The following is a 22,035-nucleotide window of genomic DNA, read 5'->3' on the forward strand; positions in this document are numbered from 1 at the left end:
CTTAGGATAGTTCTATGGTAGCTTTTAATCCCGGAGTACTGCCAAATATGCGACTTTCCTTCGTCCGACGTCGCCTCCAATTGCTTAACATCGCCTGTCTTTCTATAGAGACGAACGTAATATCATATTTAGGATTCTTTGTTATTGCTAAAAGTGCCGGAATAACCGCATCAGCGATTTACCGATATTTTCCTGATCTAGACGCACTGATGCTTGACCTGCGTGAGCACTTTTTTTATAAAGATGACTTGTTGAAACGGATCTCGAGTTACTTTGCCGAAGAGTCGGATTTTGAACCCGTTGGTGTAATCGGGGGTAATTCGATTGAGCTATGTGGCGACGCCATGAACGAGCGACCTTAAACGGCTTGCCGATTAGCAAAAATATTCAGCGGCTTACTTTGCCCCAAGCTATGGTAATTCTAAGGCTCTTGACCGCCGTCCCCTTGGCACCATCATGCCCACTGGGGCACTGCCAATCTGGTCGCTAAAGTAAGACCGGTTCACGGATAAACAGTTTAATTGAGGGTGATTAGACATTTAGTATAAATCGCAGTCGTGAATGCAAAAAATACTACACGATCAACGGTGTTTTTTTACATGACATCCGTAAATATGATGTATATCAAAGATTAAATTATTGATTTATATCAGTACAAAGCATGATTGGTGATAAGCGGCGCTCGGAAATAGCACGGGTAATATTATCTACCCGTGAACTTCGCGATAAAACATTCCCTAAAGGTATGTTTAATGACCATGCTTGGATTATAATACTTAACCTTTTTGTTGCCCAGACTGACAATAGAACATTATCTAAAGAAGAAGTAATTACTATATCCAAGATCGAGCCCGGTTCTGGTGCGCGGTGGCTGGAATATCTGATCGTCAGTGGGCAGGTAATAGATGCGCAAAATGGCAAGGATGTAGTCTTGTCTTCAAAATCCGTCGATAGGATGAGATCATTGTTTGATGATATCAATTATATCTCTAATATCGGCTGGAACCACGAATGACGCACGTTAAGGCCGTGCTGATCGGTGAGCCTTCCCTTGTAGAAGGCGTGTTCCATCGTGAACGCGGTGCCAAGCAGTCCGACCTTCTTGAAGCCGGCCGCCTTGATGCGTCTGGCCGTGGGATCAGCGATATGAAGCAGGGGAACACCTAAGGCCGCCTGAACGTCGGCGGCCATGCGGTGCATGGTGTTGGTGCAGATCGGCAGCACGTCCGCACCACCGGCTTCGAGGCGTTGTACCGCGTCGACTATCCGCGTCGTCAGACCCTGCCAATCGTCTTCATGCCCTAGTACTCCCCGCTTTCATGTACCGTCTAATCACCACATATGAGTTTCGAGAACCCCGTCACGTCCTCTTTTTCGATCCCTCGTGAAAATGCGGGATCGTGCTAGAAAGCCCAATTGCGGACGCACGGGTTGGCCATCCGCGAGCCTGAAAGCAGTCACTCGTTAAGCACAATCATTCCAGATTTCCCATCTCCGAGCAGCAGTTGCGGGAAAGGGCAATCGGGAACAGGAGATACCGAGACGCCTACTGGCGCCATCATCAGGGGAGCTGTACCACTTGGCGATGTCAGACATAGCTCAACGAGTTCGCGCTTTGGCGCCATAGCCTTGATGGAAGGATCGACCAATGGCGCATCGCTTTCGCGCTAGAGTATATCGATCACAATGAGCTGCCGTTGGCCTTCGAGACTCTGTGCACCTACATTTATGAGTATGCTGAAGCACTGACCCTCAGTGAGTATCGCGACGTGGAAGAGCTGGCTACCGATTTTGGAGTGCCTCTCGATCCGATCACATGGAAAGCGCTGTGGGAGATGGTGCCCGATCATTAACGCGCGTCTGTTCGCACCTGCTACACCGCATTCCTGATCAACGGTTTTTTTCGGGAAAGCCGGAGGCGTTACGCCACGTCGTTTAACACCACCCGCCTTTCCAAAAGCCGCTATTCCGCTTTCTTTCCCAACCAGACATTCCCAAAACTCAATCCTTATGAGAACGCGCCAGCCGTGTTTTCTTGAAATGTCTCAGTCGCTCTAAACGGGTGTCAGGGAAGAACGGCCGTGAAAATCATTAAGCTGATCAAGGCAACCAGCAGGGTAGACCTTACTGCCAGACTTTTAAAAAAGGGTGTGGCCGCTCCAATTGATAAGCTGATCAGTCCAACTGCTATGAGAATTAGTTCAAGAAATGCACGAGACGAGTCCGCCGGCTCGCTACTAGAAACAAAACCGTCTAAATCATAAGAGAACCAGAGCTGGACGACAATAATGCAAATGCTGATGTAAATAGCATAAGCGCAGAGTTTCGCACTCATGCCTCGATGATGGATGGGCACCTGCCTTGTCCCCGTTATCGGCTCATCAACCCCGTCAGATCGCATCAGCGGACAGCGTCAGCTTATTTTCGTTCCGAGAATATGGTACACCGGTCTGCTCGAATAGCGTCTCTATCGCACCGGCGGGGTCAGCGACTCCTACGGATAGCATGGATTTGACGATACCTCCTGCTTTGCCATTTCCGGACACCGCATCGAAGTGGGTTAACCAGTCCGCGCTTCCCAGAAGCCGATCAGACTTGTGTTCATCCAGCAACGGTCGGATGAAGTCTAGGTAATCTCGACCTCCTTTACGTTTCTGAGCACTGCCTGCCGCAAGTGCGAACGTCGCGCCACAGGCATAGAAGGCACGGTTCTCGTGCCGTTCGCCAGCGCTGATGACCGGCTTGGTCGCGAAGTTGATGCAATCCTGAACTGCATGCTGAAGCTCGGCTAACGCATAGCCATGATCCGTCGCGGCCAAGAGCGTGAATGCTATCATCTCTGCACCGCCTTCTGTGATCCAGGCTTCGGACGGCTTTCGATAGGCGACCCCGGACGTACCAAGTCAAAAATGCGCCATTTCGTGTGCGATGAACCACCGTGTCCGCTGCGCAGCACGTTCATTACTATCGAGCAGGCCCTCACCTTCGAAATTAAACACGATCTGGCCGGGGCGGACACCACCGTCGTTGATAACCTTTCCTGGCGTTGGACCACGCCAGCCCATCAACAGCAGTGGCAGACGAGGATCGGTGCGGCTACCAAGCCTTGAAGCGTATGCCTCGGCGACGTTTGGCGCGAAGTCTGCGACCTCAACCTTCAGCCATTCCGGCAGCGCCGGGTCGGCCAACATCGCCACGCCAGCCCTCTCCTCGACCTTGCTCGAACCGAAAACGACGTACGTCTCGCCCCCAGTCAAGACGGGATTGCTTTGTCGCCGCCCCTGAGCGAAGACCGGACCGCTGACATCGTGAAAGCGCACCGCAGTGTGCGATCCTCCCAAATCTTGGACTGACAATCCGGCTTCCTTGATGCCGATCGCGTTCAGATCGTCGCTGGGGACCACGTCAAACTGATCTGAATACAGGGCGGTCGCACCGTTGCTGAAGGCAATGGCTGGATCGTACTCCCGGTCGAGCGTGGCGTTGGTCGGCGTGAATACGATACGGACTTTCAGCGGTACAAAGGTGCCATTGGTTGGGACTAGGACGTCATACGAACCACGACGTTCAATACGGGCGCCGGGCGTCACGACGCGCCACGCGCGCTCCCGCCAAGGCTTTTGAGTAGCCGATACAGGTTGTGAAACCGGAAAAAGCCATGCGCCGCTTTTCTTATTCAGGCGATACTCCAGCTGCCATTCGTTGCCGCTGCGGGTGACGATCGCCAAGGCAGGTTTAGACGGAGCTTTCGTTATTGCGGCCTGAGCCAATAGCGCGATAACCAATGTCAGCATATTTGATCCCCCAGTCTCAGGTCAGATCAACGGCGATCCTGACTGTATATGCGATGAACCGAGAACCCGGCATCGCCATCCCAAGCGCCCCGCTGCCATTCTCGGCGGTGCACTTGGCGTTCAGTTTCTTGCAATGGATCGCAATCCGGAGGTTCGATCTATCTCCGCACACGCTGATCCATGCGCGCCTGGTCTTAAGGCTTGATATCCGTATCCTTCACGAACGGCCATTCGAACGATCCCATGACGAACTGGCCAGTGATCTTGGGCTCGCGTCGACCCACACGCAGCAACAAGTCGGTCGACAAAATGAAGTAGGTATCCGGCGCCGATGCATAAAGCGGCTCGCTGACGCCCTCCTTGAGCGAGATAGCCAAGCCCGAGCCGTCCCCGGTGATCGAGAACGAGCCAAGTTCAGGAATTGCGTAGTCGCCGATTAGTTGAGCGCGGGTTGCAGCCGGGATCGGTATACTTGCGCGCTCGATGCTGTGGTAGCTAGGCCAGCCATAGGCGGCAGCCACGCTACGGGTGATCTCCGATCCCAGCTCGCCACCTTGAGCACCGTTCGTCATTACGGCCACCCCGTCGCCCGAGCCGGTATAGGCAACCAGGAAGTTCTCGTATCCCTCGTTGCTGCCGCCATGCGCGAAAGCGCGATCGGCAGGTGTCGGGTGGACCTCAAGGCCGAGGCCCCACCCCCCTTTGCCGGGTGTCAGCATTTCCGTCGCCACCGGTTGTTCGAGGATGGTATGCTTCTTGCCGCGCGCACTGTCGCGCACCGCGATCGCGTAGCGCAGCAAATCGGTTGGCGTGCTCCAGAGACCAGCGGCGGCCAGCTCCGGATAGGTGTGTGGTCCGCCGGGTACAGGCTTGCCCGCTCCGTCATGTGGCCATGCGGCGGTCGTTAGAGATACGGCATCGAGCGGCTGGGCGAAGATGCTGCGCATCATGCCCGCGGGATGAAGCACTTCGTCTCGCAAAACGTGCGCGAACGGCCTGCCCGTCACATCGCCAATCAGTTTCTGGATGACCGTGTAGCCACCGCCAGAGTAGCGCCAGATCGTCCCCGGTTTGGTATCTACGACGACCGGTTTGGTGTTTGCAGGTACGCGTCCGGCAAGCACGTCGTCTACGCTCGGCACGACGACCCCTGAGGCGTAGCCGGGAAAGCCGTGGACGGTGGTTCCCGCCGTATGCAACAGTAATTCGCGTAACGTGACGTGTTCACCGGGTGGGGTCGGTAGCTTCCATCCCCTGAGCTGTACGTTGACATCGCCGTCGAGCGTCAAGCGTTGCTGCTGTACGAGACGCAATGCAGCCAGCGCCGTGATCGCCTTGCTGATCGAGCCGGCCTGAAAGAGTGTGACTGGCGTTATCGGTGTCCCACCCGCTCGTGTCACCCCGTAACCCTTAGACCAGTCTACGACGCCGCCGTGCAGTACGGCGACACTGACTCCAGGCACGTTCAACCGGCGCATTTCCGCTTCAATCGTGCGGCGCGGGGCTGGCATACCCGAAAGCACGACGGCCGGCGTTAGTCCGCGCTCAACCGCAGCAATCTTCGAAGGCGTAGGAAGAGCCTGTTGGGCTGCTGCGGGGAGAGGCAACAAGGCCATGATGTACGCCACTCGTATCAACGTGCTCATTAGTCTCGCTCCGCGTGTATTACCTATGCAATACACGTGGTATTATCGTGTAGCAAGGCACCCGTCGTTCTTAGGTGTCTTTCGCATCGTTATGCGTGGATCCCCGTTTCACCATCGCACTGAGAAAGCTCACTGATCGTGTCGAGCGGGTGTTCATCTGCGGGAAAAGGCGACCGGGCATCAGCCTGCTCCCATTAGAAGTAACTTTGCCCGATCGGTCAGCGCGATATGATCGGGCAACAACGCCAATGTCTGTGCCGCCAGCATGGTGCTGCCCACGTCGGCATCGAAGGTGAAAAGGCTGTCACGGAAAGCGAAGCTCAGGTTCACCGTTGCTCCGACGCTTTGCACATCGACCTGAATGATGTCACCCCAGCCCCGGAAACGCAGCATTGCGATCCGATAGGTGATGCCATCGGATTGGATGACGAGGCGGGGGTTGAGATTGTTGCTCGCGAACCCGATCCACGGCAGGCCCCGCAACCCACTGAAGGTGGCGATCAGCGGCACGATCTTCCCACCGTTACCATCGTCGATGATTGGCAATGGCGTGATCGATGGTCGGCCGGAGCGTAGCCAGCGCCATATGAGCCACGGCAGGCCGAAGGTGACGAGCAGGCCGCAGAGAAACAGCAACGTTTCGACCATGAACTTTTGCGCCGGCTCACTCACCCAGTTCACCACATCCCGTTCCTGCCATCTGCCGGCAAAGCGGCGCCAGAGACCGGAACAGGATCAGCGCCGCGGCCGGCCGATCACGCGGCGTGCGAAATACCAGTGCGGAGGTCTGATAGGCATACCGGCTGCAATCCAGAACGACGATCGCGTTCGATGTCGTCAGCGGATAGGCGGCCTCTTCACCATCCGGCTCACGGTCGCATACATGGGCCGCGAAGGTGCCAGAGCGGAGCTTCCGCACTGTCGCGACCAGCGCCTTCGGGTTCTTCAGCGGCACGATCTTCCCACCGTTACCATCCTCATCCGATCTGCTATGGATTGCATGGCTCCCCGCCTAGCCGATGGTGGTCGGGCATAAGAAGCTTTCTCGATTGACCATCCCTTTTGAGAATCGGATGATGCCATCGGTGTGCAGAAAACGGCCGTTTGACTCGCGTTGCGTAAGAGAGTGGCCGATTGATGCCGGCCCCTCATCGTGAGACATTACCGGATCGCGCCGTCCACTAAGCTGCGATCCGGCGCCGGTTGTTTGAACACGCCGGCCGGCGCCGTTGAGGCGGAAAGACCGTTCGTCGCAGTGTTTGAAACCCCACCGTTGGGAAACAGAGTCTGACGGTTGAGGCGTACGCAAAACGTGCGATTAATCGACGTGCTGAGTAGTTGCTATGATGAGCCTGCCTCTTTCTCCGAAGTATCGTAGCCGATTTTGGCCTGTGCAATTAAAGAGGCGCGGCTGGTTTCGGGGTGAAACTGTGTCTCTTTGTGGTCTCGCATTGCTTGCTTAGCGCCCCGCTGCGCCTCGCCGGTGGTTGCGCGAATGGCATCCAGCAGTTCGACATAACGGTGCGTCCACCGTTCTTTGTGAAGGTAGGGGAGTTGCCGGTCGATGCCGTCCACGATCTGGTCAAAGCTGGTTTTCCTCATGGCGTCCCCTTTTCCCAGTTAGGTCGTTCAACAAACGGCCGTTTTCCGAACATCGCATACGAGCCGGCCAGAGCCGGCGCTTGCCGCAGACCAATGTTCATCAACCTGTTCGGAAAACAATGTGCAGAAAAGGCCACGTACGTCAGCTATCCGCATGGCGGTGCCGGATACTGGAATGGTCGCACCGCCCGTTGCGCTGGTCCGTCAGCCGTGCCCAGCGTCTTCAGGCGGTCGGTCTCAAGTTTGGCACCGAGGTCTTCCGGCAGGTCGGCGTAGCGCGCTGCGATCTCGATCGCCGAAGCCGCGGTCGGTAGCTCGTCGGGCTCAGTACCCTGCCATTCAACCATGTCTTCCTCGCCTTTCATGGTCGGGTGAGGACGCAGGACCTGCACGAAGAACGTCGCCAAGGGACGATCCCAACCGATCGCTACGGTGGTACCGGCGTTGCCGGTGAAAGTATGACGGCTCATCAATTAATCCCCCAGTCGGTCAGGAAGCGAGCGTGATCCACGCAAGCTGCCACGGGCGCGGATGCGGCGTAAAGCGGAGTACGCCAGGGACTTGTTCAGCATCACCAGCCAGCCGCTCGACCAGCCAGTCGATATAAAGGATGGCATCGGCCATATCCCCCTCGAGCAGATCGTCGAGCATCGCCGACTGCCGTGCGTGATCCTCGTTGAGCATCGACCAGTCGAGGGCATCTAGGAAACGCTCCCGTCGCTCCATGAAGTGCGCAATGCGCGTGGCGTCAGCTCGTGCAACCGCGAGCGCGTCTTGGATGCGCATGGGCATCACTCCTTCAGGCGGCGATCAGGACCGGGGCGACAGGCGCGACCGGTCGGACGGCGATCGGCAGATCGCGGCGCAGGCGATCAGCAAAACGGTCCGGCTTCAGCAGATCGGCCATCGGCGCGTAGTGGTTGGGCGGGCTCGTGCTATCGCAGACAGCCCGGTACGCTACCTCGCGACCCTCGTGGCGTGCGCCGATCCTGACGGTGACGGCAAACTCGCCGGCCGCCAGCAGGACATGGCCAGATTGATCGCGTTCGCCCTGAAGCGACACTACCTCGAATGTCCCCGGTACCAGGCCAATGCAGACGGCGAGGGCGTTCATCGCCTCGGTCGCTTCGATATGAAAACGCTCCTTGGCGCCGACGTCATATTCCACGCCGCGGATTGCGAGCGCCAGCAGCGTCGGGAACCGCTTCAGGTCTTCGAGGCGGCGCCTGCAGGCCTGGCGAAGTACCTTGCGGGGCGCACGATTGGTCGACACGGTTGCCATGTGACGCGCCAGCAGGACGACAGCGGGGTCGCTGTTGGGATCGACGCCGGCATTGCGGCAGTCGTCGACCGCTTTTCCGATCGCGTGCAATGTCGCGACGACGGTGTTGAGGGCGCTCGGGTCCAGCGCTTGTTGGTGGCGGAAAGGCACATCGTAAATCATCGACGCATGCTCCGAATGAGGACCGTGCGCTCTTTTGGCGCACACTCTTCACCCCCCTCTCTTCTCCCGCGACACCCGGTTTGCGCTCGTATCGTCAGCCCCTCAGGGCTGGGCGCTTGGGCACGTCTCGGGAAAGATGTTGCCGGATTTTGGCAACATCTTTCCGGACTTTAGTCGGCCCCCTCCCCCTCGGTTGGCCAGAGGGGGTAGGGCGACGACGCTCCCGATCGTCACGGCACCAGTTCGACATCAAGAGCCGCAAAGGTGTTGATCGGGCGTGAGCTGTCGTAGCGTGCTGCATCACACAGGCCTTTGAAGTACGGGCCTTCATACTGTGCAAAGCCCAGATGATCGCAGCCGGTGATGCGTTGCCCGGTGACGCCGATCTTGCCCTTGGGCACCCAGTCGGCCCAGTCTCCGGACGCTGATCGCACCCCGATCTTTCCGATCGCGGCCTCGTAGAGCGCTACCTTCTTCAGGACGTAGCTATCGCTTGGGCTGATAACGTCGCCGGTAAAGGCACCGTATTGCATCGGCCGCCAGTGACGTGCCGTTTGATGGGCAAGGTTGCATTCGATGTCGAACAGCGGGTCTTTCAGCGCTGCGAACTCGGTCTCGAACCCGATGACTACCAGCGACCAGTTGACGTCTTCCTCGTAGTAGATGCCGTCGTGGCGCAGCGCGTCCGGCATCGCGGCCTGACGCTCATCCGACAGGACAAAGCCACCATGCGAGGGGGTGGTAACGACCCAGATGCCTGGCAGGCGCTGGATCGCGGTATCGGGAGTGTCCCAGAGCGTATGCACGGGCGCGGAGGTCGAAGTGAAAGCGGGCATGATCGTCTCCTTGATCGATGCCCTTCCCCTCCCCCTTCTCTCCCACGCGGTTTAGCGCTCTCGGCTGCTTTTGCCTCGGGCCTCGCACGAGAGGCGTTCGCCGCGACGCCATTTCGCCGGATCGATGAAGTAGCCGGCATGCACGCCGGCATGTCTGGCCTCGGCGTTTTCATAAGCTGCGAGATAACGCTGGGCGCGCTCAGGGTCGCTTTTCAGGTAGCTGGTCGCCGGCACGGCAAGCCCCGCGGCGATCATGCTCTCACCAAGGTCTTGCCCCCCGATCTCGACCGTTCCGATCGGACGATCGTAGCTTTGCTTGCCCGTCAGGCGGATCGTACTGCTTCCCGATTTCAGGAGCTTCGACGCATAGTCCTGTGCCGCCTTGCCGCACGGCCAGCAGCCGTTCGTATTTCGGCACAATTGCCTCTTCTCGAAGGCATCGGCCCCAAAAATCCGGACGTCGAACGATACGGTGTCACCGTCGATCGCGCGGCCGTCGGCGCGGATCAGCGCTGGGTCTTCGGCCTGGGAGGCGGCTCCTCCGCAGGCGGCAAGGGCAAGAGCGATGACAAGGGTCAGGCGCATGCGCGGGTGTCCTCGATCAATCCGGCGGTCGTCTCGACGATCAGCCACGGCTGCAATGGGTCGCCCGTAGCGACGATGTCGGTATGAATTCCGTCAAGGCGCATCCATACTGCGACCCTGACGGCGTTGGACCTGCTGCACAGCACACGGCGCAGCGGCGAGAGGGGCGTGTCGGCAGACCTGGGGCTATCCATCATGCTGGTGTCGCACACGCGGTAGGGGCCGCGAAGACGGTGCGGTGAACTTTGGTTTCTGGAACGACCGACCAGGCCAGGTCGCGGAAATGCGAGATGCGGTAGTGGCCGTGCCCCTTGTGGCTCCGGAACGTGATCTTTTCGCCGCATTTCACGACGATGAACTCGGTGCCGGTATGGCCGTCACTGAACGAAACCGGGCGGGGAAGTTTGATCCGCATCCCGTTATCGATTTTGCGGGCGTGCAGCCTTAGCCGAACGAGGCAACGGCGGCGCCAATCCAGCGCGCTTTCTTTGCTGGTTGGCGACAGGAGACGCAGGATCCGGGCCGGGCATCCGGCCTCGCAAGGTCCCATCGATTCCTCCTGGTCCTTGTACGCAAATACGTATCCGTCTCTGGCCTTGGGATTCCAGCGGACCAGACACACGAGTGCGATGACGTAGAGCGGCTCGCCGTCTGAAATGATCTCAGCTGCTGCGTACCAGACGCGGTTTCCGACGAACGCGCTGTCGATAACGCGCAGCCCTCGCGTGCCGCCACCATCCAGCGCACGGCTGTAGGTGAACTGGTCGTCGAGATAGGCCTTGGGGTTCGGGTGGCCGGCCATGCCGGCGCTGGTCATCGAGAGCCAACCCATGTCGTGTTCTCCGGTTCATGCGGCGAGCCGCGTTTCTGCTGCAGCCTCGGTCGAGAAGGCGCGAAGGTAGATGAAGGCCTGTTCGGCCTTGGTCGCGGCCAGGAAGATCGCGGTCTTGTCGGCGCGCAACACCCCCAACCAGTTGGCGAGGTAGGAGGCATGGCTGTCGTGCAGCTCTGTCGGGAGGCCAAGATCGCCGCAGATCATGGCCGAGCCAAGCTCAGCGACCAATTCTTCGACGCAATATGCGTTGTCGCCGAAGCGCTTCCCGAAGGTGCGATCGAGCCGGGAGGCATGGCCCGCCCAATGGACGGTCTCGTGCGCGCGAACCGATGCGTATGCGTCGCCTGACTTGAAGCTGCCGGTGTGCGGCATCTGGATATAGTCAAAGGTTGGGTGGAAGAAGGCGCGGTCACCACCGTGACGGACCTTGGCCGGAATGCCGCCAAAGAAGGCGTCGATTCGATCCTGCCGTTCTGAGATCAGCAAAGGGGTCGGTGCGACTTCGCCCGGGTAATAATAGTCCGGCAGGCCAACGATTTCGTCGGCGTTGTAGACGACATAGGAACGCAGAAAGCGGATCATCTGGTCAGCGGTCGCACCAAGCAGATTGGGCATTCCGGCCTTGCGGAAGGTCGAGGCGTAGACGGAGAAAGACGGTCTCGCATCGCGGTTGATCTCGCCGCCCAGTTCGCGGGCCTGACGGGCGGTCATCCAGTAGCGGCTGCGATAGCCATAGGTGTCGGCGGTCGCCCAGAGCCATAGGGCGTTTATTCCGGTGTACGGAACGCCCTCATGGCGCAGTGGCCTGCCGCCCTCGCCGGTAACCGACCAGGAGCGTTGCCATGGCAGGGTCCCGGCTTCGAGCCGTGCGATGATGGTGGCGGTGATGTCGGCCGCAATGTCGCGGGTTGTAGCGGTCATGACGCTGTCCTCGTTAGCGGTGAGGAAAAGGCACTGCCGGCGCCGCGAGGTCGCGGGCCGGCAGTGAGGCTGCTCAGAATTGAACCGTCGTGCCGCTATTCGGCCGCGACGATCTCGTTCACATCGTCATCGTTCTGGTGATCGAGTTCGATCTGGGCGCTGCCGTTCGTCTCGACCCCGTCCGTCCCGACGTCGTCCGGGCCGTCACCGACCAAGGCGGCAAGATCGTCCTCGTCGGTGTCGTCGCTGTCCTTCTCGATCAGGTCCGCGAGATCGCCCTGCGCGCCGTCGTCTTCGCTCTCACCCCCGACGACAGCGTCGCTGAAGCGCATCGCGGTCGGCACCCATTTCAGGGCAGCTTCCTTGACGTCGGTCTCGACGATCGCTTCGCCAGCGAAGAGCTTCTGGCAAGATGCCGAGATCTCGGTCTTCTTCTCGCTGGCGTGGCGGCTCGACAGCGCTGGGCCTCCGACCTCGTGAAGCAGCGAGATCAACGAACCCTTGGAAACCCGGTCGAAGAAGTTCTCCGACGTCGGGCGCCACCAGTTGGCGACATCGACCTCTAGGATGCTGGCCATGCGGCCGTGGAGCGGGTTCTGGCGATTGGAGCCGTAGGACTCCTTGGCCTCCAGCGACGTCGCGACAATGTACGCCAGCCATGCGATCTTCACCTCGTCGTCGAGCGCGCGGAATGCCTCGAACCGCATAACCTTGTTGTCGGACTCGCCCCACGATTCATCGAGCCCGTCCCGTACCTCGGCGAGGTAGTCGCGCGCGCGCGATCCCGGCATGTTGGTCGACAGGATCGGATCCTGCGGGGCATGGGCGCTGATCGTCGTGCCGTCGTTCGACGAGGTGCCGCGCCGTGCATCCACCATGGCGAACAGCATATAGTCCAGCGCCAGGCCGGGACTGGCGATCAACGACGCCGCCAGGACATCGCGACGCTGCATCGCCAGTTGGTCGCTCAGGACCTGGCTGAGTGCCTTGCCGCCCGGCGCTGCGTTATCGGGGTCGACCTCCTTGGGATTGCCCGCCGTCACCGGCGTCGCTGCGCCCTCCTCGATGCGGAAGGTCGGCTCCGCCCGGACCCGTTCCAAGCCCTCGCCCTCGCCCTCGCCGTCGGCAACCCCGTCGTCCGTCTCGTCGGTCTTCCCGTTATCACCTTCGACCGGTTCCGGCTCGACCACCGTCACGCGGATCGGCGTTTCGCTGTAATAGGTCTCATCCAGGACCATCGTACCGGTCTGCGACAGCGTCAGAAACGCGCCGACCCGCGACACGAGTTCAGCGGGGAGTACCGAGGGGCGACGTTGCAGCGCTTCGAGTTCCTCGCCAAGCGCATCATGTTCGGCGTCGCAAGCGGTGAACGCCTCTTCGGTGAGCTCGTCGTTCTCCATCTCCTGCTGCAGTTCGCCCATGCGCTGCTCGATCTCGTCTACGCGTTGTGCCTCGGCCGGCGACATCGGCTGGACCGGCAAGGCGATGCGATGGAGGCTGCGGGCCGCATCCCAAGTGCTGTGGCTGGCGACAGGCCGGATCCAGGCAAGACCGCGTTCCTCGCCGATACGCTTGGCTTCCGCTTCCATCATCGCGGCCGCGAGGGTCTGTGCGATCTCGGGGTTGGTCCAGCGCTCGCCGGCGTTGCTGAACAGGTCGCGGTCGACGACGCCGCCTGCGGCCTCGTAGGATTCGACGCCGACCAGGAGCGCGATCGGATCGTTGGCCCGCATCGTGTCGTTGGCGATAACGCGCCGGATAGCATCCGCGTTGTAGTGAACCATCGCGCTATAGGTCTGCCAGACGCGCAACTGACGTTCGTGACTGCCGGTCGAGGCGTAGGCCTTTGCCATGTCGAGGGTCAGTTCGCCGTTCGCGAGAGCAGAGAAGATCGGCTCGGCAAGATCGGCTAGGCGGAGGCGACCGTCGATGAAGCGGCGGGTAACGCCAAAGCGCTTGGCCACAGCGTCGATATCGGTGCTGCCGTTCAGGAAATGCTGGAAGGCGCGGCATTCCTCGGCCGGGCTGAGCTTCATATGATGGAAGCTGACCGCAAGCGAGGTTTCGGTCAGTTCGGCATCGTCACCCTTCAGGACACGCACCGGCACGTCATACTCGTCGGGATTGATGACGCCGCGAGCGACCAGCATGTTGAGCGCACGCCAGCGCCGGCCTCCATCGAACACCTCGAACGTGCCGCGTGGCCGAGAGACCGGCGTAACGAGCAGGTTCTGGAGGACGCCGCGGGCTTCGAGGTCGGCTGCGAACGGCTCGATCTGCAGCGATTCATCAGGGGCGGTGCGGACGTTGCTGGCGGAGAGGCGGAGCTTCGAGAGTTTCACGGACTGGATCATGGGAAATTACCCTTCGTTTCTGAGCATCCGACTATTTTCGGACACCTTCTCCCTTCCCCCTTTCCTCTCCTTGCCGTTTTGGGCCCCTCGGTTCATCTCGATGTTATTGTTCGATTAAGTATTGCCTGTGATGCCTCAGCTACTATCTGGCAGCGTTCCTCAAAGCGTTCTCACCTAATAACGGAAAAATTGATGACTGATGATATCAACGTGGTCGAACTTGCAACCGAGCTGACCATTGCATGGCTGGGCAACCCGAACACGCGGACCACAGCAGACGATGTTCCTGCGTTTCTACAGTCGATGCATGCAGCGGTGTCGAAGCTGAGCGGTGAACAGAGCGTAGAGGCTCCGGAAGCGCCTGCGCCAGAGTACACGCCTGCGGTAACTGCGCGAAAGTCGCTTGCCAGCAAGGATCACATCATCAGCATGATTGATGGCAAGCCTTACAAGACGCTGCGTCGTCACCTCGCTACGAATGGAATGACTCCGGCCGAGTACCGCGAACGGTATAATCTCAAGGCGGATTATCCCATGGTTGCGGAAACCTACAGCGAGAGCCGTCGCGCCATGGCTAAGAAGATCGGCCTTGGCCGTAAGCTTGGCCAGACCGTTCAGAAGGCTGAAGAGCCTGCACCTGCATCTGCCAAGCCGCGTCGCAGCGCGAAGCCCGCAGCAACCGCAGACGCCGAATAGTCAGTCGTGAGGATTGGCGCTTGGTCGAAAGCCAGGCGTCAACGCCTGGCTTTATGAGCCGTGCTCATGAGGTAAAAAACAAAAGGCCGCCCCGGGAGGGGCGGCCTTTCCATTGTCAGCCACTACTGGCTTAATCCTTAAGCTGGACAGCCCCGCCAGCGGGGGTCGCACTCACCAGGTTTGCCACGAGCGGCGTGTAACAATGAGACATTCGACCACCTCCTTCCAGTTGTTGAACAGTGAAACGGATATGGGCGAGCCTATCGAAGGTTCAAGGATTACAGTCAGATATCCATAAACCGATCGTTCCAGGGTGCATCCCGATCCACGATACAGCGTCGAAGCGAGTTATCTTCGGTGATGGCACGCCCGGCCCTGTATGTTCGTCGCTACCCATTAGGAGCCGGTACATTGAACGGACCTAGATATACGATCAGCGTCGGCAGGCCGGCTCGGGTGACGCAAAACACCTGTTTGTCGCACAACAGTGATTGCGACTGGGTTTTCCACATAGGTGCCCACAAACTGGCTTCGTCGTTCAGACAGTGCGAAGGGCGGGAGACTCCAGTCTGAGCCAGCGCGGGCTTCGAGGGGAGCGACGTAGCAGGACCCTTTCAACTATCGCTACGATCAACATTCCGCCCTCAATCACGGGGTCCTAAAAGCTATAACTCCCGCGCATGAACACGGATCTGCCGTTAAATCCGAAGGGGGAAACGGCGTTGTAAGGCTGGGTGCCGGCATTGTCGGCGCCATTGGTCCCGACCGCAACGCTAGAGACCGTTGAGGCGATATTCTGGTCCGGATAGATGTCGAAGACGTTCTGCGCTCCGACGCTTAGCTTAAGCGCACGGGTTGCCTGCCAGCCGACATCGATATCCGTCAGGATCTTGGCACCAAAGCGCTGGACGATGTCTGAGTTCGCCGCACTACCCGTCGAGGGAACCAAGCGAACGTCATAGCCCTGAACCAATGCTGCGACTTGGGCCGGCGTACGATTAAGCAACGCTACCGTCGCGACGCGACCATACCGGGTGTTGGTGACGGAGAACGTAAACGGCCCTCGCGCATAATTCAGATCCAGCGTGATCTTGTCGCGCGGTAGGCTGTCAGAGAAGCGGAGCTGCTGGGTGAGATCAAAGAGTGGCGTGGTGATGCCCAGTGCCGCGATCGGCGCCGGGGTGCCCGCGATTCTGTCGAACGTCGTCTTGTTGTAATTGCCAGCAAGCGTGGCTGTGATCCGGCTTCCGTCTCTAAAGCGATGTCGGTAGTTCATGACCAGATCGATGCCCTTTGTCTCCGTGTCGACTGCGTTGGTCAGGAACGACAACGCAGCGAAGCCAGACTGGCCATTGGCGGCCAGATAGTTGGTCAGGCGGGCGTCCTGAAAGGTCGATGAAATGGCGATGCGGTCACGCACCTTAATCCGGTAGGCATCGAGCGTCGCCGTGAAACCGCCGGCCTCGAAGACGGTACCGATAGACACGTTGCGTGACTGTTCAGGTTTCAGGTCAGTCGCGCCCGCTAGCCGCGCTGCAGGATTGTCGACTGCCGCCACCCGCACGATTGCCTGGGCGCCGTTGAGGATCAGCGTATTCGATGCGTTATAGCCGGACTGTGCCAGCCCAGGCGCGCGAAAGCCGGTGTTGTAAGAGCCTCGCAGCGCAAGCCCGCCGAACAGACCGAGCCGCCCGGCAGCCTTGAAATTCGTGGTACTGCCGAAGTCGGAATAACGTTCATGCCTGGCCGCACCTGATAACAGCAGCCGGTCGAAAAACTGCTTTTCCACTTCGCCATACACCGCGACGCTATCGCGAGCGATCGACGCACGATCATCGGGCCCGTTGCTTGGTCCAGGTTGCGAACCAATCGGCCCCGGACGACCGGCATTAGGGCCATCCGGGATCAATACCCCGCCATTGCGATAACCATCGGGCGCCCCCGAGAAAAGACGGTAGGCTTCCTCGCGATACTCGGTGCCGAACGCCAGTCTTACCGGCTGATCGTCACCGACCGGGATCTCTCGCGTGAAATCGAGGTTCGAGGTCCATTGATAGAAATCGCTACCGCCGCGGTAAAAGCGCGACGGGGAGGCAGCCCCCAAGGACACGTTGACGCTGTCGACGTAAGTCGTGCGGACGGTGCTGACGCCATAGACGGTCGACAGGTCCCAACCGAACCCTGCCAGATCATCTCCACGCAGACCGATCGCGGTGGAAATGTTCTCCAGCCTGGTGTCGAGGCCCGGGCTGTAGCCGTCCGGGTAGAGCGCGCGTACCGTCTCCTCCTGTCCAGGACGGCGGAAGAAATACTGGATGTCGCCATCGAGGCGATTGTATCCACCAAAGCTATAAAGTTCGGTCCCCCCTGGCAGGGGCGCGACGAGGTTGTAGAAGAGCTGGTAGTTTCGGTTTGGCTGATCTCCCTGCTGGAATACGTTCCGGTCGAACCCGGCTTCCCGCGGGTCGAGCGTCCCGCTCGATGGTGTCAGTCCAACACCGGAGCCATAGTTGCCAGAAGGCGCGACTGGCCGACCAGCGGCGTTCGTCCCGAAATACTGCTGCCGCGTATCCGCCCGCGCACGATTGGTGCCGTCCCGGTCTTGGTAAGCCGCGGTCAGGCGCAGGACGCCGTTTGCTCCGAGCGGGATGCCTGTGGAGGCACTTGCCTCGTAGGTGTCGCCGTCGCCCTTCGTAGTCTGCACATAGCCCGCCTGCGCGATGGTGCCGAGCGAGCGGTCGAGGATCATGTTGATGACACCCGAGATCGCGTCCGAGCCGTATTGGGCGGCAGCACCATCGCGCAGCACTTCGATCCTCGACATCGCAAGGGTCGGGATGGCGTTGAAATCAACCGCGACGTCGCCGCGACCGATGCCGTTGCTCGAATTGAGGTCGGCCGTGGTGTGGCGACGTTTGCCATTGATCAGGACCAGCAGTTCGCCGGCCCCTAGTCCGCGCAGGGAAGGCGGCTGGATGAAGTCGCCGACACCTGATGCCAGCGGTCGCGGCGCGCTGAAGCTCGGCACCTGAACCTTCAGCATCTGGATGAGATCGACACGCCCACTCTGTTGCAGCGCCTCACGCGATATGGCGTCCACTGGCGTCGACGATTGCGTTGTCGTGCGGCCGCCAAAACGACTGCCCGTAACGACGATCTCCCGGGCCTCATCATTGTCTTCGACTGCGTCGGCTTCCCGAACGACCTCCTGCGCAAACCCAGGCATCGGCATCGCAGCTGTGGCGGCAAGCGCTATCGCAAATGAACGCATGTAGACCCCTTAAGTGATGTTATTCTATTATGTTGCTCAGGCTGCCGATGGCCGTGTTTTGATCAGCGAACAGCCTGATAGCTCCGGGTGAGCCGTTCACCGCCGTAAAGGGTGGTTTCAGGGCCGGTCAGCGGCCTCGTTTGATCCACCCGCTGTATTCATGCGAGCGGCAAAGATCGGTGCCCGGCCGAAGTCGACCCTGCCAAACGGCCGGTCGCGAAACAGATACCCGTAGTAGAAATTGCGCAGCCTGGCGTGGAAGGCACGCACTCGGTCCTGATATGCCAGCTGTGCGCGCACGTCGGTATCGGCCAGCCGGGTCAGCAAAGCCTGTACTCCCACCGAAGGCAGCACCCACCCAAGCATGCGCGCAGCGGCATCGCGGCGTTCCAACCCGCTTCGATAAGCACGGACCTTGGTCGCGACGCTTTCATCCCCGACCTGATGGAATGCGAAATACCATTTGTAATGGAAGGCCGACCCGAGCGGGGCAGAGTCCGCCCATTCGGGATGACCGGCATAGAAGCGGCGCATCGTCGTTTCGCGAGGAATGTCCCAGGCGCGGTTGACCATCTCGCGCTGGGCAAGCGCGATCTCTGCGCCCTGACCGATCGGCACGGCGCGGTTGATTGCGACGTGCGCCAGTGTCGGCAGGACGAGCACCAGCACGAGCCAGCACGCTGCGAGCGTTGCAGCGTTTGCAATCGAGCTCCAGCGGAGCCTCGCGACCAGTGCGGCGAGTGCCATCCAAAACAGGAGGTAAGCGAGGATCACGGAGAGAACCGCAAAGATCGCTACGCCCCCGACACCGGACGCTACCGCGGCAACGAGGAAGGGCACGGCAAGCGCCGCCCATAACAGCGCGATACGCAGCAGCATACGTCGCCGCAGCAGCTTTGCGCCACCCCGTGGTAGAGCATCCAGCATCCGCAGCCGCCCAGCCTCGCGTTCTCCGGACGTCAGATCATGGAACAACGCGACCACAAATAACGGCGCGAGGAAGACGAGGACGAACGCAAAATCGAACCGGCCTGGCAAAGCGAGTTCAGGATTGAAGATGTCGCCGTCATAGATCTGCGCTTCCAGCCCCAACGCCCGGACTCGCAGGATGTAGGGCGAGACGTCGCGCATCCCGAGTGCGGCGAAGGCTAGGGGGGACGGTGCGTCCCAGGTTGGGTGGAAGCTGTAATAGCCCGCACTGCCCGCGTCCTTGGTCCGGTCGACATAGTCGGCAACGGCCGCGATATCTTCGGATTGCGCGGCCGGGATTGCGGCGATCGCGGTACGCTGCCGGGAAATTTCCACCATGCCTGCAGTGACCGCAGCAGCGGTGAGTATGGCCATCAGGATCAGTGCCACGACGCTTAACCGCGCACGGAGCAGCAGGCGCAGTTCATGCATCCACAGGGTCATTGACGGGCTCCCAGAAGGCGAGTCACCCGCGTGAGCAGCAGGGTGGCGACTGCCAACCACAGTCCCAGAATACTGATCCCGGGCAGCGCCGCGGCCGCAAGCGCCGAGGCACTTGGCGCAATGAACGCGAAATCGGGCATATGCTGCCAATTGTCCGCTGCAATTCGCTTGCGGCGATCGGCACCCGCATCCTCGGCGATATCGTCGGCGTAGCTGACATTCTTCGCCTCCATCCGATTAAGACGCTGCACAAGGGCGTAGCGATACGTCTCTGCCTGTTCGAGGAAGCGACGGTGTCCGGCAAAGTCGGTGTCCGCCGCAGCCATCGACAGCGCGCGGATCGCGATCGTTGGGCTCAGGACACCGATCGCGTCGACCAACCGGTTCTGAGCGGTCTGTGCCGCGAAGCTGGCACCTGCATAGTGATCGAACAGACCGGACGTCAGCCGCTCCCCCTCCATCGCCAGCAATCCCTTGTAGTTCACCCCCAGATCCTCGACCCGGGTTACGCCGTAGCGTTGCAGGACAGACTGCTTGAAGGCTGCCAGATGCGGATCGTCGGGATTGTGACTGTCGCCTAGCTGGCGCAGGTCTCGCGCGATGGCGACATCGGTCTGAAGACGGTTCTGGAGCGGCACCGCGGCCCCCGCGATGTCGGGGGCGATGCGCGGCAGCAGCACGACCGCGACCGTCCATATTGCCAGCAGTGCAAGGAGGGCATCGCGCCCGCGCCGAGCAAAGCCCGACGCTAGCAGGATCAAGACGACCCACAGGGCAAGATACAGCGCATAGCCAAGTCCGATGGCCGCCATTGGCAACGCTAGCGTGCCGGGTTGCGCGACGACTGCGACAAAACCTACCATCGCCGGCAATCCGACGATCACGGCCACGATCCCGAGCGCGGCAAGCTTGCCGCGCACGAGCTGTCCGCGCGAGACACCCTGCAGCATCAGTAATCGCAGTGTCCCTCGCTCGGTCTCGCGCGCCAGCACGCCGAAGCCCAGGAAGATCAGGAGTAACGGCGCTACAACCTGGAGGACGAAGGCGGGGGTGAGTTGTCCAAAGCGGACAAGCAGCGAGCTTTGCCGCACGTCGCCAAAATTGGCACTGTTCTGGCGGTGGCCTTCGAGAAACATGCTGTTGCCCGTGAAGGCATCAACACCGGGATCGAACGCGGCCAACGCACCCAACGGTCGATAGATGAAGGTGCCGTAATGGACCATGCGGTGCGGGTGGCGATCGGGTTGAGCCTTGAACGCCGCAGCGGCCACCTGCTGATGCCGCGTGCGCAGCTCGGCAATGCCGCGTTGGTGCGACCATGAACTAAGTACAGCCGCCAGGGTCAACAGGACGAGCAGAACAAGCGCGATCACCGCGACGCGGTTGCGCGCCATCAACCGGAGTTCATCGCGCGCGATCAGGTGCGTCGCACTCATGCGGCACGGGTCTCTACGCCGACCTGGAACCGGGCATGCAGGGCCCGAATGTCGAACCGTTCGGACCCGGTGGCCATGACATCCTCGACGATCCGGCCCTGTTCAAGGAAGGCGATGCGGTCGGCGACATCGGCGGCAGATAAGAGGTCGTGCGTTACCATGAGCACCGCGGTGCCACGGTCGCGCACTTTCAAGAGCAGCGCGTTGAAGTCGGCGGTTGCGCGCGGGTCGAGACCGGAGGTCGGCTCGTCGAGCAGCAGCACCGGCACTTCACGCAGCAGCGCCACTGCAATCGCGACCTTCTGCCGCATCCCCTTGGAGAAGCCGCCCAGCCGCTGGTCCCAAGCCCGGTCCTGCAACCCGGCAGCAGCCAGCGCAGCGGTGATCGTTCCCCAGTCCTGACGTTGATCCGCCAGTGCCAGCAGGTAATCGGCATTTTCAACCGCGCTTAGATGCTCGTACAGCGCGACGTTTTCGGGGAGATAGGCAATGCGTCGGCGTGCCGCGTCAGCGTCAGCCCCTGGATCGATGCCGCAGACTGCGATCTGTCCCGCATCGGCGCGCACAAAGCCAAGCAGAGCGGACAAGGTGGTCGACTTGCCCGCTCCGTTGCCACCCAGCAATGCCGTGATGCTGCTGGCGGGAACATCGAGCGATAGACCGTCGAGAACGCGATGGTTGCCATAGGCTACCGCCAGTTCGTGGATAGCAATAGGGTTACCGTTATTATCGGGCATAAGCCTCAATCTAGCTGCGACATGATATAGCGTATCATACGATGTTGTTGCCGCGTTGCAACAGGAGCGTTCCGTCCGCTATTGGAAAAGCAGGTTGCGCTAGAGGACGCCGCCTGGACGCTAGACCGTGACGTTCGGTTATGGCGATTGCTCAATAGCATTGATCGGGATACATCGGCGCCGCTGAACTGCTTTTGAAGCAGGCTGGCATGATCGCGTCGGTGTCCTGAGAGGGACTTAATAGGGAACGCGGTGAGGGTGGTTCGCCGCCTGAATCCGAGGCTGTCCCTGCAACTGTAAGCGGCGAGCGCGATGCATATCGCTTCTTCCTGCAAAGGAAGGGGCAGCCACTGGGCCGGACGTTTCGTCATGAGGGCCTGGGAAGGCCGTGCATCGTGCGAGGACCCGTGAGCCAGGAGACCTGCCGGCGTCTGGTCGCTCTTGCCTGGCCCAGGGGGTGGCCGC

At 60.3% G+C, this 22,035-nt stretch carries 23 protein-coding genes, 2 pseudogenes and 1 riboswitch; of the genes and pseudogenes, 4 read left to right on the forward strand and 21 right to left on the reverse strand.

Features of this window, described 5'->3' with window-relative positions; translation table 11 throughout:
• Window positions 1-14 precede the first annotated feature (14 nt).
• Both ASE89_RS20455 and ASE89_RS20460 read left to right on the forward strand, forming a co-directional pair.
• A complete protein-coding gene (locus ASE89_RS20455) occupies window positions 15-362 on the forward strand; it encodes a TetR/AcrR family transcriptional regulator (protein ID WP_156363471.1) in 348 nt (115 codons plus the stop codon).
• Window positions 363-661: 299 nt separating this feature from the next.
• Window positions 662-1,015 carry a hypothetical protein gene (locus ASE89_RS20460; RefSeq protein ID WP_156363472.1) on the forward strand — a complete coding sequence of 118 codons (354 nt, stop codon included), beginning with the start codon at window positions 662-664 and terminating at the stop codon, window positions 1,013-1,015.
• Here ASE89_RS20460 and ASE89_RS12485 read toward each other — a convergent pair.
• A pseudogene (locus ASE89_RS12485) lies at window positions 982-1,281 on the reverse strand (aspartate/glutamate racemase family protein); the annotation flags it as partial. The gene ASE89_RS20460 and the pseudogene ASE89_RS12485 overlap by 34 nt on opposite strands.
• A 353-nt stretch (window positions 1,282-1,634) precedes the next feature.
• On the opposite strand from ASE89_RS12485, the pseudogene ASE89_RS20465 reads away from it, so the two are divergent.
• Window positions 1,635-1,853 (forward strand): annotated as a pseudogene (locus ASE89_RS20465) (MafI family immunity protein); the annotation flags it as partial.
• Between the two features lie 212 nt (window positions 1,854-2,065).
• On the opposite strand, the gene ASE89_RS20470 reads toward ASE89_RS20465, so the two are convergent.
• The 16 genes from ASE89_RS20470 to ASE89_RS12560 form a co-directional block, all read right to left on the reverse strand.
• On the reverse strand, window positions 2,066-2,335 hold the full coding sequence (locus ASE89_RS20470; RefSeq protein ID WP_156363474.1) for a hypothetical protein: 270 nt from the start codon (window positions 2,333-2,335) through the stop codon (window positions 2,066-2,068).
• 55 nt (window positions 2,336-2,390) lie between these two features.
• Complete coding sequence (locus tag ASE89_RS12490; protein ID WP_056678202.1) at window positions 2,391-2,837, reverse strand: hypothetical protein; 447 nt, start codon at window positions 2,835-2,837, stop codon at window positions 2,391-2,393.
• Between the two features lie 66 nt (window positions 2,838-2,903).
• Complete coding sequence (locus ASE89_RS12495) at window positions 2,904-3,794, reverse strand: hypothetical protein (RefSeq protein ID WP_056678204.1); 891 nt, start codon at window positions 3,792-3,794, stop codon at window positions 2,904-2,906.
• Between the two features lie 194 nt (window positions 3,795-3,988).
• On the reverse strand, window positions 3,989-5,440 hold the full coding sequence (locus ASE89_RS12500) for a serine hydrolase domain-containing protein (RefSeq protein ID WP_082451476.1): 1,452 nt from the start codon (window positions 5,438-5,440) through the stop codon (window positions 3,989-3,991).
• 180 nt (window positions 5,441-5,620) lie between these two features.
• Complete coding sequence (locus ASE89_RS12505; protein WP_156363475.1) at window positions 5,621-6,121, reverse strand: hypothetical protein; 501 nt, start codon at window positions 6,119-6,121, stop codon at window positions 5,621-5,623.
• Window positions 6,105-6,395 carry a hypothetical protein gene (locus tag ASE89_RS12510; RefSeq protein WP_056678212.1) on the reverse strand — a complete coding sequence of 97 codons (291 nt, stop codon included), beginning with the start codon at window positions 6,393-6,395 and terminating at the stop codon, window positions 6,105-6,107. Before ASE89_RS12510 ends, ASE89_RS12505 begins: the two co-directional genes overlap by 17 nt.
• A gap of 386 nt (window positions 6,396-6,781) precedes the next feature.
• Complete coding sequence (locus ASE89_RS12515; protein WP_056678214.1) at window positions 6,782-7,042, reverse strand: hypothetical protein; 261 nt, start codon at window positions 7,040-7,042, stop codon at window positions 6,782-6,784.
• A gap of 146 nt (window positions 7,043-7,188) precedes the next feature.
• Entirely contained in the window at window positions 7,189-7,449 is a 261-nt protein-coding gene (locus ASE89_RS12520; RefSeq protein ID WP_236701758.1) for a hypothetical protein, read from the reverse strand.
• An 82-nt stretch (window positions 7,450-7,531) separates the two neighbouring features.
• Window positions 7,532-7,828 carry a hypothetical protein gene (locus ASE89_RS12525; protein ID WP_056678510.1) on the reverse strand — a complete coding sequence of 99 codons (297 nt, stop codon included), beginning with the start codon at window positions 7,826-7,828 and terminating at the stop codon, window positions 7,532-7,534.
• 13 nt (window positions 7,829-7,841) lie between these two features.
• Window positions 7,842-8,486 carry a hypothetical protein gene (locus tag ASE89_RS12530; protein ID WP_236701759.1) on the reverse strand — a complete coding sequence of 215 codons (645 nt, stop codon included), beginning with the start codon at window positions 8,484-8,486 and terminating at the stop codon, window positions 7,842-7,844.
• Window positions 8,487-8,716: 230 nt separating this feature from the next.
• Window positions 8,717-9,322: a DUF7007 domain-containing protein gene (locus ASE89_RS12535; RefSeq protein WP_056678218.1), complete on the reverse strand. Its 606-nt coding sequence runs from the start codon at window positions 9,320-9,322 to the stop codon at window positions 8,717-8,719.
• 51 nt (window positions 9,323-9,373) lie between these two features.
• The gene (locus ASE89_RS12540) at window positions 9,374-9,907 is read right to left on the reverse strand and encodes a thermonuclease family protein (protein WP_056678219.1); all 534 of its coding nucleotides are present in this window, start codon (window positions 9,905-9,907) and stop codon (window positions 9,374-9,376) included.
• Entirely contained in the window at window positions 9,898-10,104 is a 207-nt protein-coding gene (locus ASE89_RS12545; RefSeq protein ID WP_156363476.1) for a hypothetical protein, read from the reverse strand. The genes ASE89_RS12540 and ASE89_RS12545 overlap by 10 nt, the downstream gene beginning before the upstream one ends.
• Window positions 10,101-10,739 (reverse strand): DUF6927 domain-containing protein, encoded by a 639-nt coding sequence (locus ASE89_RS12550; protein WP_056678223.1) that lies wholly within the window; start codon window positions 10,737-10,739, stop codon window positions 10,101-10,103. The genes ASE89_RS12545 and ASE89_RS12550 overlap by 4 nt, the downstream gene beginning before the upstream one ends.
• A 15-nt stretch (window positions 10,740-10,754) precedes the next feature.
• Window positions 10,755-11,663 carry an ArdC family protein gene (locus ASE89_RS12555; protein ID WP_056678224.1) on the reverse strand — a complete coding sequence of 303 codons (909 nt, stop codon included), beginning with the start codon at window positions 11,661-11,663 and terminating at the stop codon, window positions 10,755-10,757.
• Between the two features lie 95 nt (window positions 11,664-11,758).
• Window positions 11,759-14,017, reverse strand: coding sequence for a ParB/RepB/Spo0J family partition protein (locus ASE89_RS12560; RefSeq protein WP_056678226.1), 2,259 nt, complete (start codon window positions 14,015-14,017; stop codon window positions 11,759-11,761).
• 192 nt (window positions 14,018-14,209) lie between these two features.
• On the opposite strand from ASE89_RS12560, the gene ASE89_RS12565 reads away from it, so the two are divergent.
• On the forward strand, window positions 14,210-14,713 hold the full coding sequence (locus ASE89_RS12565; RefSeq protein ID WP_056678228.1) for a MucR family transcriptional regulator: 504 nt from the start codon (window positions 14,210-14,212) through the stop codon (window positions 14,711-14,713).
• A gap of 658 nt (window positions 14,714-15,371) precedes the next feature.
• On the opposite strand, the gene ASE89_RS12570 is transcribed toward ASE89_RS12565, so the two are convergent.
• From ASE89_RS12570 to ASE89_RS12585, 4 genes are all read right to left on the reverse strand, one after another.
• Complete coding sequence (locus tag ASE89_RS12570; RefSeq protein WP_201781541.1) at window positions 15,372-17,984, reverse strand: TonB-dependent receptor plug domain-containing protein; 2,613 nt, start codon at window positions 17,982-17,984, stop codon at window positions 15,372-15,374.
• Window positions 17,985-18,101: 117 nt separating this feature from the next.
• Window positions 18,102-19,397 (reverse strand): DUF3526 domain-containing protein, encoded by a 1,296-nt coding sequence (locus tag ASE89_RS12575; RefSeq protein ID WP_056678232.1) that lies wholly within the window; start codon window positions 19,395-19,397, stop codon window positions 18,102-18,104.
• Window positions 19,394-20,833 carry an ABC transporter permease gene (locus tag ASE89_RS12580; RefSeq protein ID WP_056678234.1) on the reverse strand — a complete coding sequence of 480 codons (1,440 nt, stop codon included), beginning with the start codon at window positions 20,831-20,833 and terminating at the stop codon, window positions 19,394-19,396. The genes ASE89_RS12575 and ASE89_RS12580 overlap by 4 nt, the downstream gene beginning before the upstream one ends.
• Window positions 20,830-21,570, reverse strand: a complete 741-nt coding sequence (locus ASE89_RS12585; RefSeq protein WP_056678237.1) for an ABC transporter ATP-binding protein — start codon at window positions 21,568-21,570, stop codon at window positions 20,830-20,832. Before ASE89_RS12585 ends, ASE89_RS12580 begins: the two co-directional genes overlap by 4 nt.
• Window positions 21,571-21,772: 202 nt before the next feature.
• Window positions 21,773-22,013, forward strand: a riboswitch (cobalamin riboswitch).
• The last annotated feature ends 22 nt before the right edge of the window (window positions 22,014-22,035 follow it).

This window comes from Sphingomonas sp. Leaf30, from assembly GCF_001422525.1.
Classification (GTDB): Bacteria; Pseudomonadota; Alphaproteobacteria; order Sphingomonadales; family Sphingomonadaceae; genus Sphingomonas; species Sphingomonas aerolata.

Excerpts from the sequence above, each read along its gene's own strand:
- ASE89_RS20455 (WP_156363471.1), top strand. The coding sequence starts at position 15 with ATGGTAGCTTTTAATCCCGGAGTACTGCCAAATATGCGACTTTCCTTC.
- ASE89_RS20460 (WP_156363472.1), top strand. The coding sequence starts at position 662 with ATGATTGGTGATAAGCGGCGCTCGGAAATAGCACGGGTAATATTATCT.
- ASE89_RS20470 (WP_156363474.1), bottom strand. The coding sequence starts at position 2,335 with ATGAGTGCGAAACTCTGCGCTTATGCTATTTACATCAGCATTTGCATT.
- ASE89_RS12490 (WP_056678202.1), bottom strand. The coding sequence starts at position 2,837 with ATGATAGCATTCACGCTCTTGGCCGCGACGGATCATGGCTATGCGTTA.
- ASE89_RS12495 (WP_056678204.1), bottom strand. The coding sequence starts at position 3,794 with ATGCTGACATTGGTTATCGCGCTATTGGCTCAGGCCGCAATAACGAAA.
- ASE89_RS12500 (WP_082451476.1), bottom strand. The coding sequence starts at position 5,440 with ATGAGCACGTTGATACGAGTGGCGTACATCATGGCCTTGTTGCCTCTC.
- ASE89_RS12515 (WP_056678214.1), bottom strand. The coding sequence starts at position 7,042 with ATGAGGAAAACCAGCTTTGACCAGATCGTGGACGGCATCGACCGGCAA.
- ASE89_RS12525 (WP_056678510.1), bottom strand. The coding sequence starts at position 7,828 with ATGCGCATCCAAGACGCGCTCGCGGTTGCACGAGCTGACGCCACGCGC.
- ASE89_RS12530 (WP_236701759.1), bottom strand. The coding sequence starts at position 8,486 with ATGATTTACGATGTGCCTTTCCGCCACCAACAAGCGCTGGACCCGAGC.
- ASE89_RS12535 (WP_056678218.1), bottom strand. The coding sequence starts at position 9,322 with ATGCCCGCTTTCACTTCGACCTCCGCGCCCGTGCATACGCTCTGGGAC.
- ASE89_RS12540 (WP_056678219.1), bottom strand. The coding sequence starts at position 9,907 with ATGCGCCTGACCCTTGTCATCGCTCTTGCCCTTGCCGCCTGCGGAGGA.
- ASE89_RS12545 (WP_156363476.1), bottom strand. The coding sequence starts at position 10,104 with ATGATGGATAGCCCCAGGTCTGCCGACACGCCCCTCTCGCCGCTGCGC.
- ASE89_RS12550 (WP_056678223.1), bottom strand. The coding sequence starts at position 10,739 with ATGGGTTGGCTCTCGATGACCAGCGCCGGCATGGCCGGCCACCCGAAC.
- ASE89_RS12555 (WP_056678224.1), bottom strand. The coding sequence starts at position 11,663 with ATGACCGCTACAACCCGCGACATTGCGGCCGACATCACCGCCACCATC.
- ASE89_RS12560 (WP_056678226.1), bottom strand. The coding sequence starts at position 14,017 with ATGATCCAGTCCGTGAAACTCTCGAAGCTCCGCCTCTCCGCCAGCAAC.
- ASE89_RS12565 (WP_056678228.1), top strand. The coding sequence starts at position 14,210 with ATGACTGATGATATCAACGTGGTCGAACTTGCAACCGAGCTGACCATT.
- ASE89_RS12570 (WP_201781541.1), bottom strand. The coding sequence starts at position 17,984 with ATGCGTTCATTTGCGATAGCGCTTGCCGCCACAGCTGCGATGCCGATG.
- ASE89_RS12575 (WP_056678232.1), bottom strand. The coding sequence starts at position 19,397 with ATGACCCTGTGGATGCATGAACTGCGCCTGCTGCTCCGTGCGCGGTTA.
- ASE89_RS12580 (WP_056678234.1), bottom strand. The coding sequence starts at position 20,833 with ATGAGTGCGACGCACCTGATCGCGCGCGATGAACTCCGGTTGATGGCG.
- ASE89_RS12585 (WP_056678237.1), bottom strand. The coding sequence starts at position 21,570 with ATGCCCGATAATAACGGTAACCCTATTGCTATCCACGAACTGGCGGTA.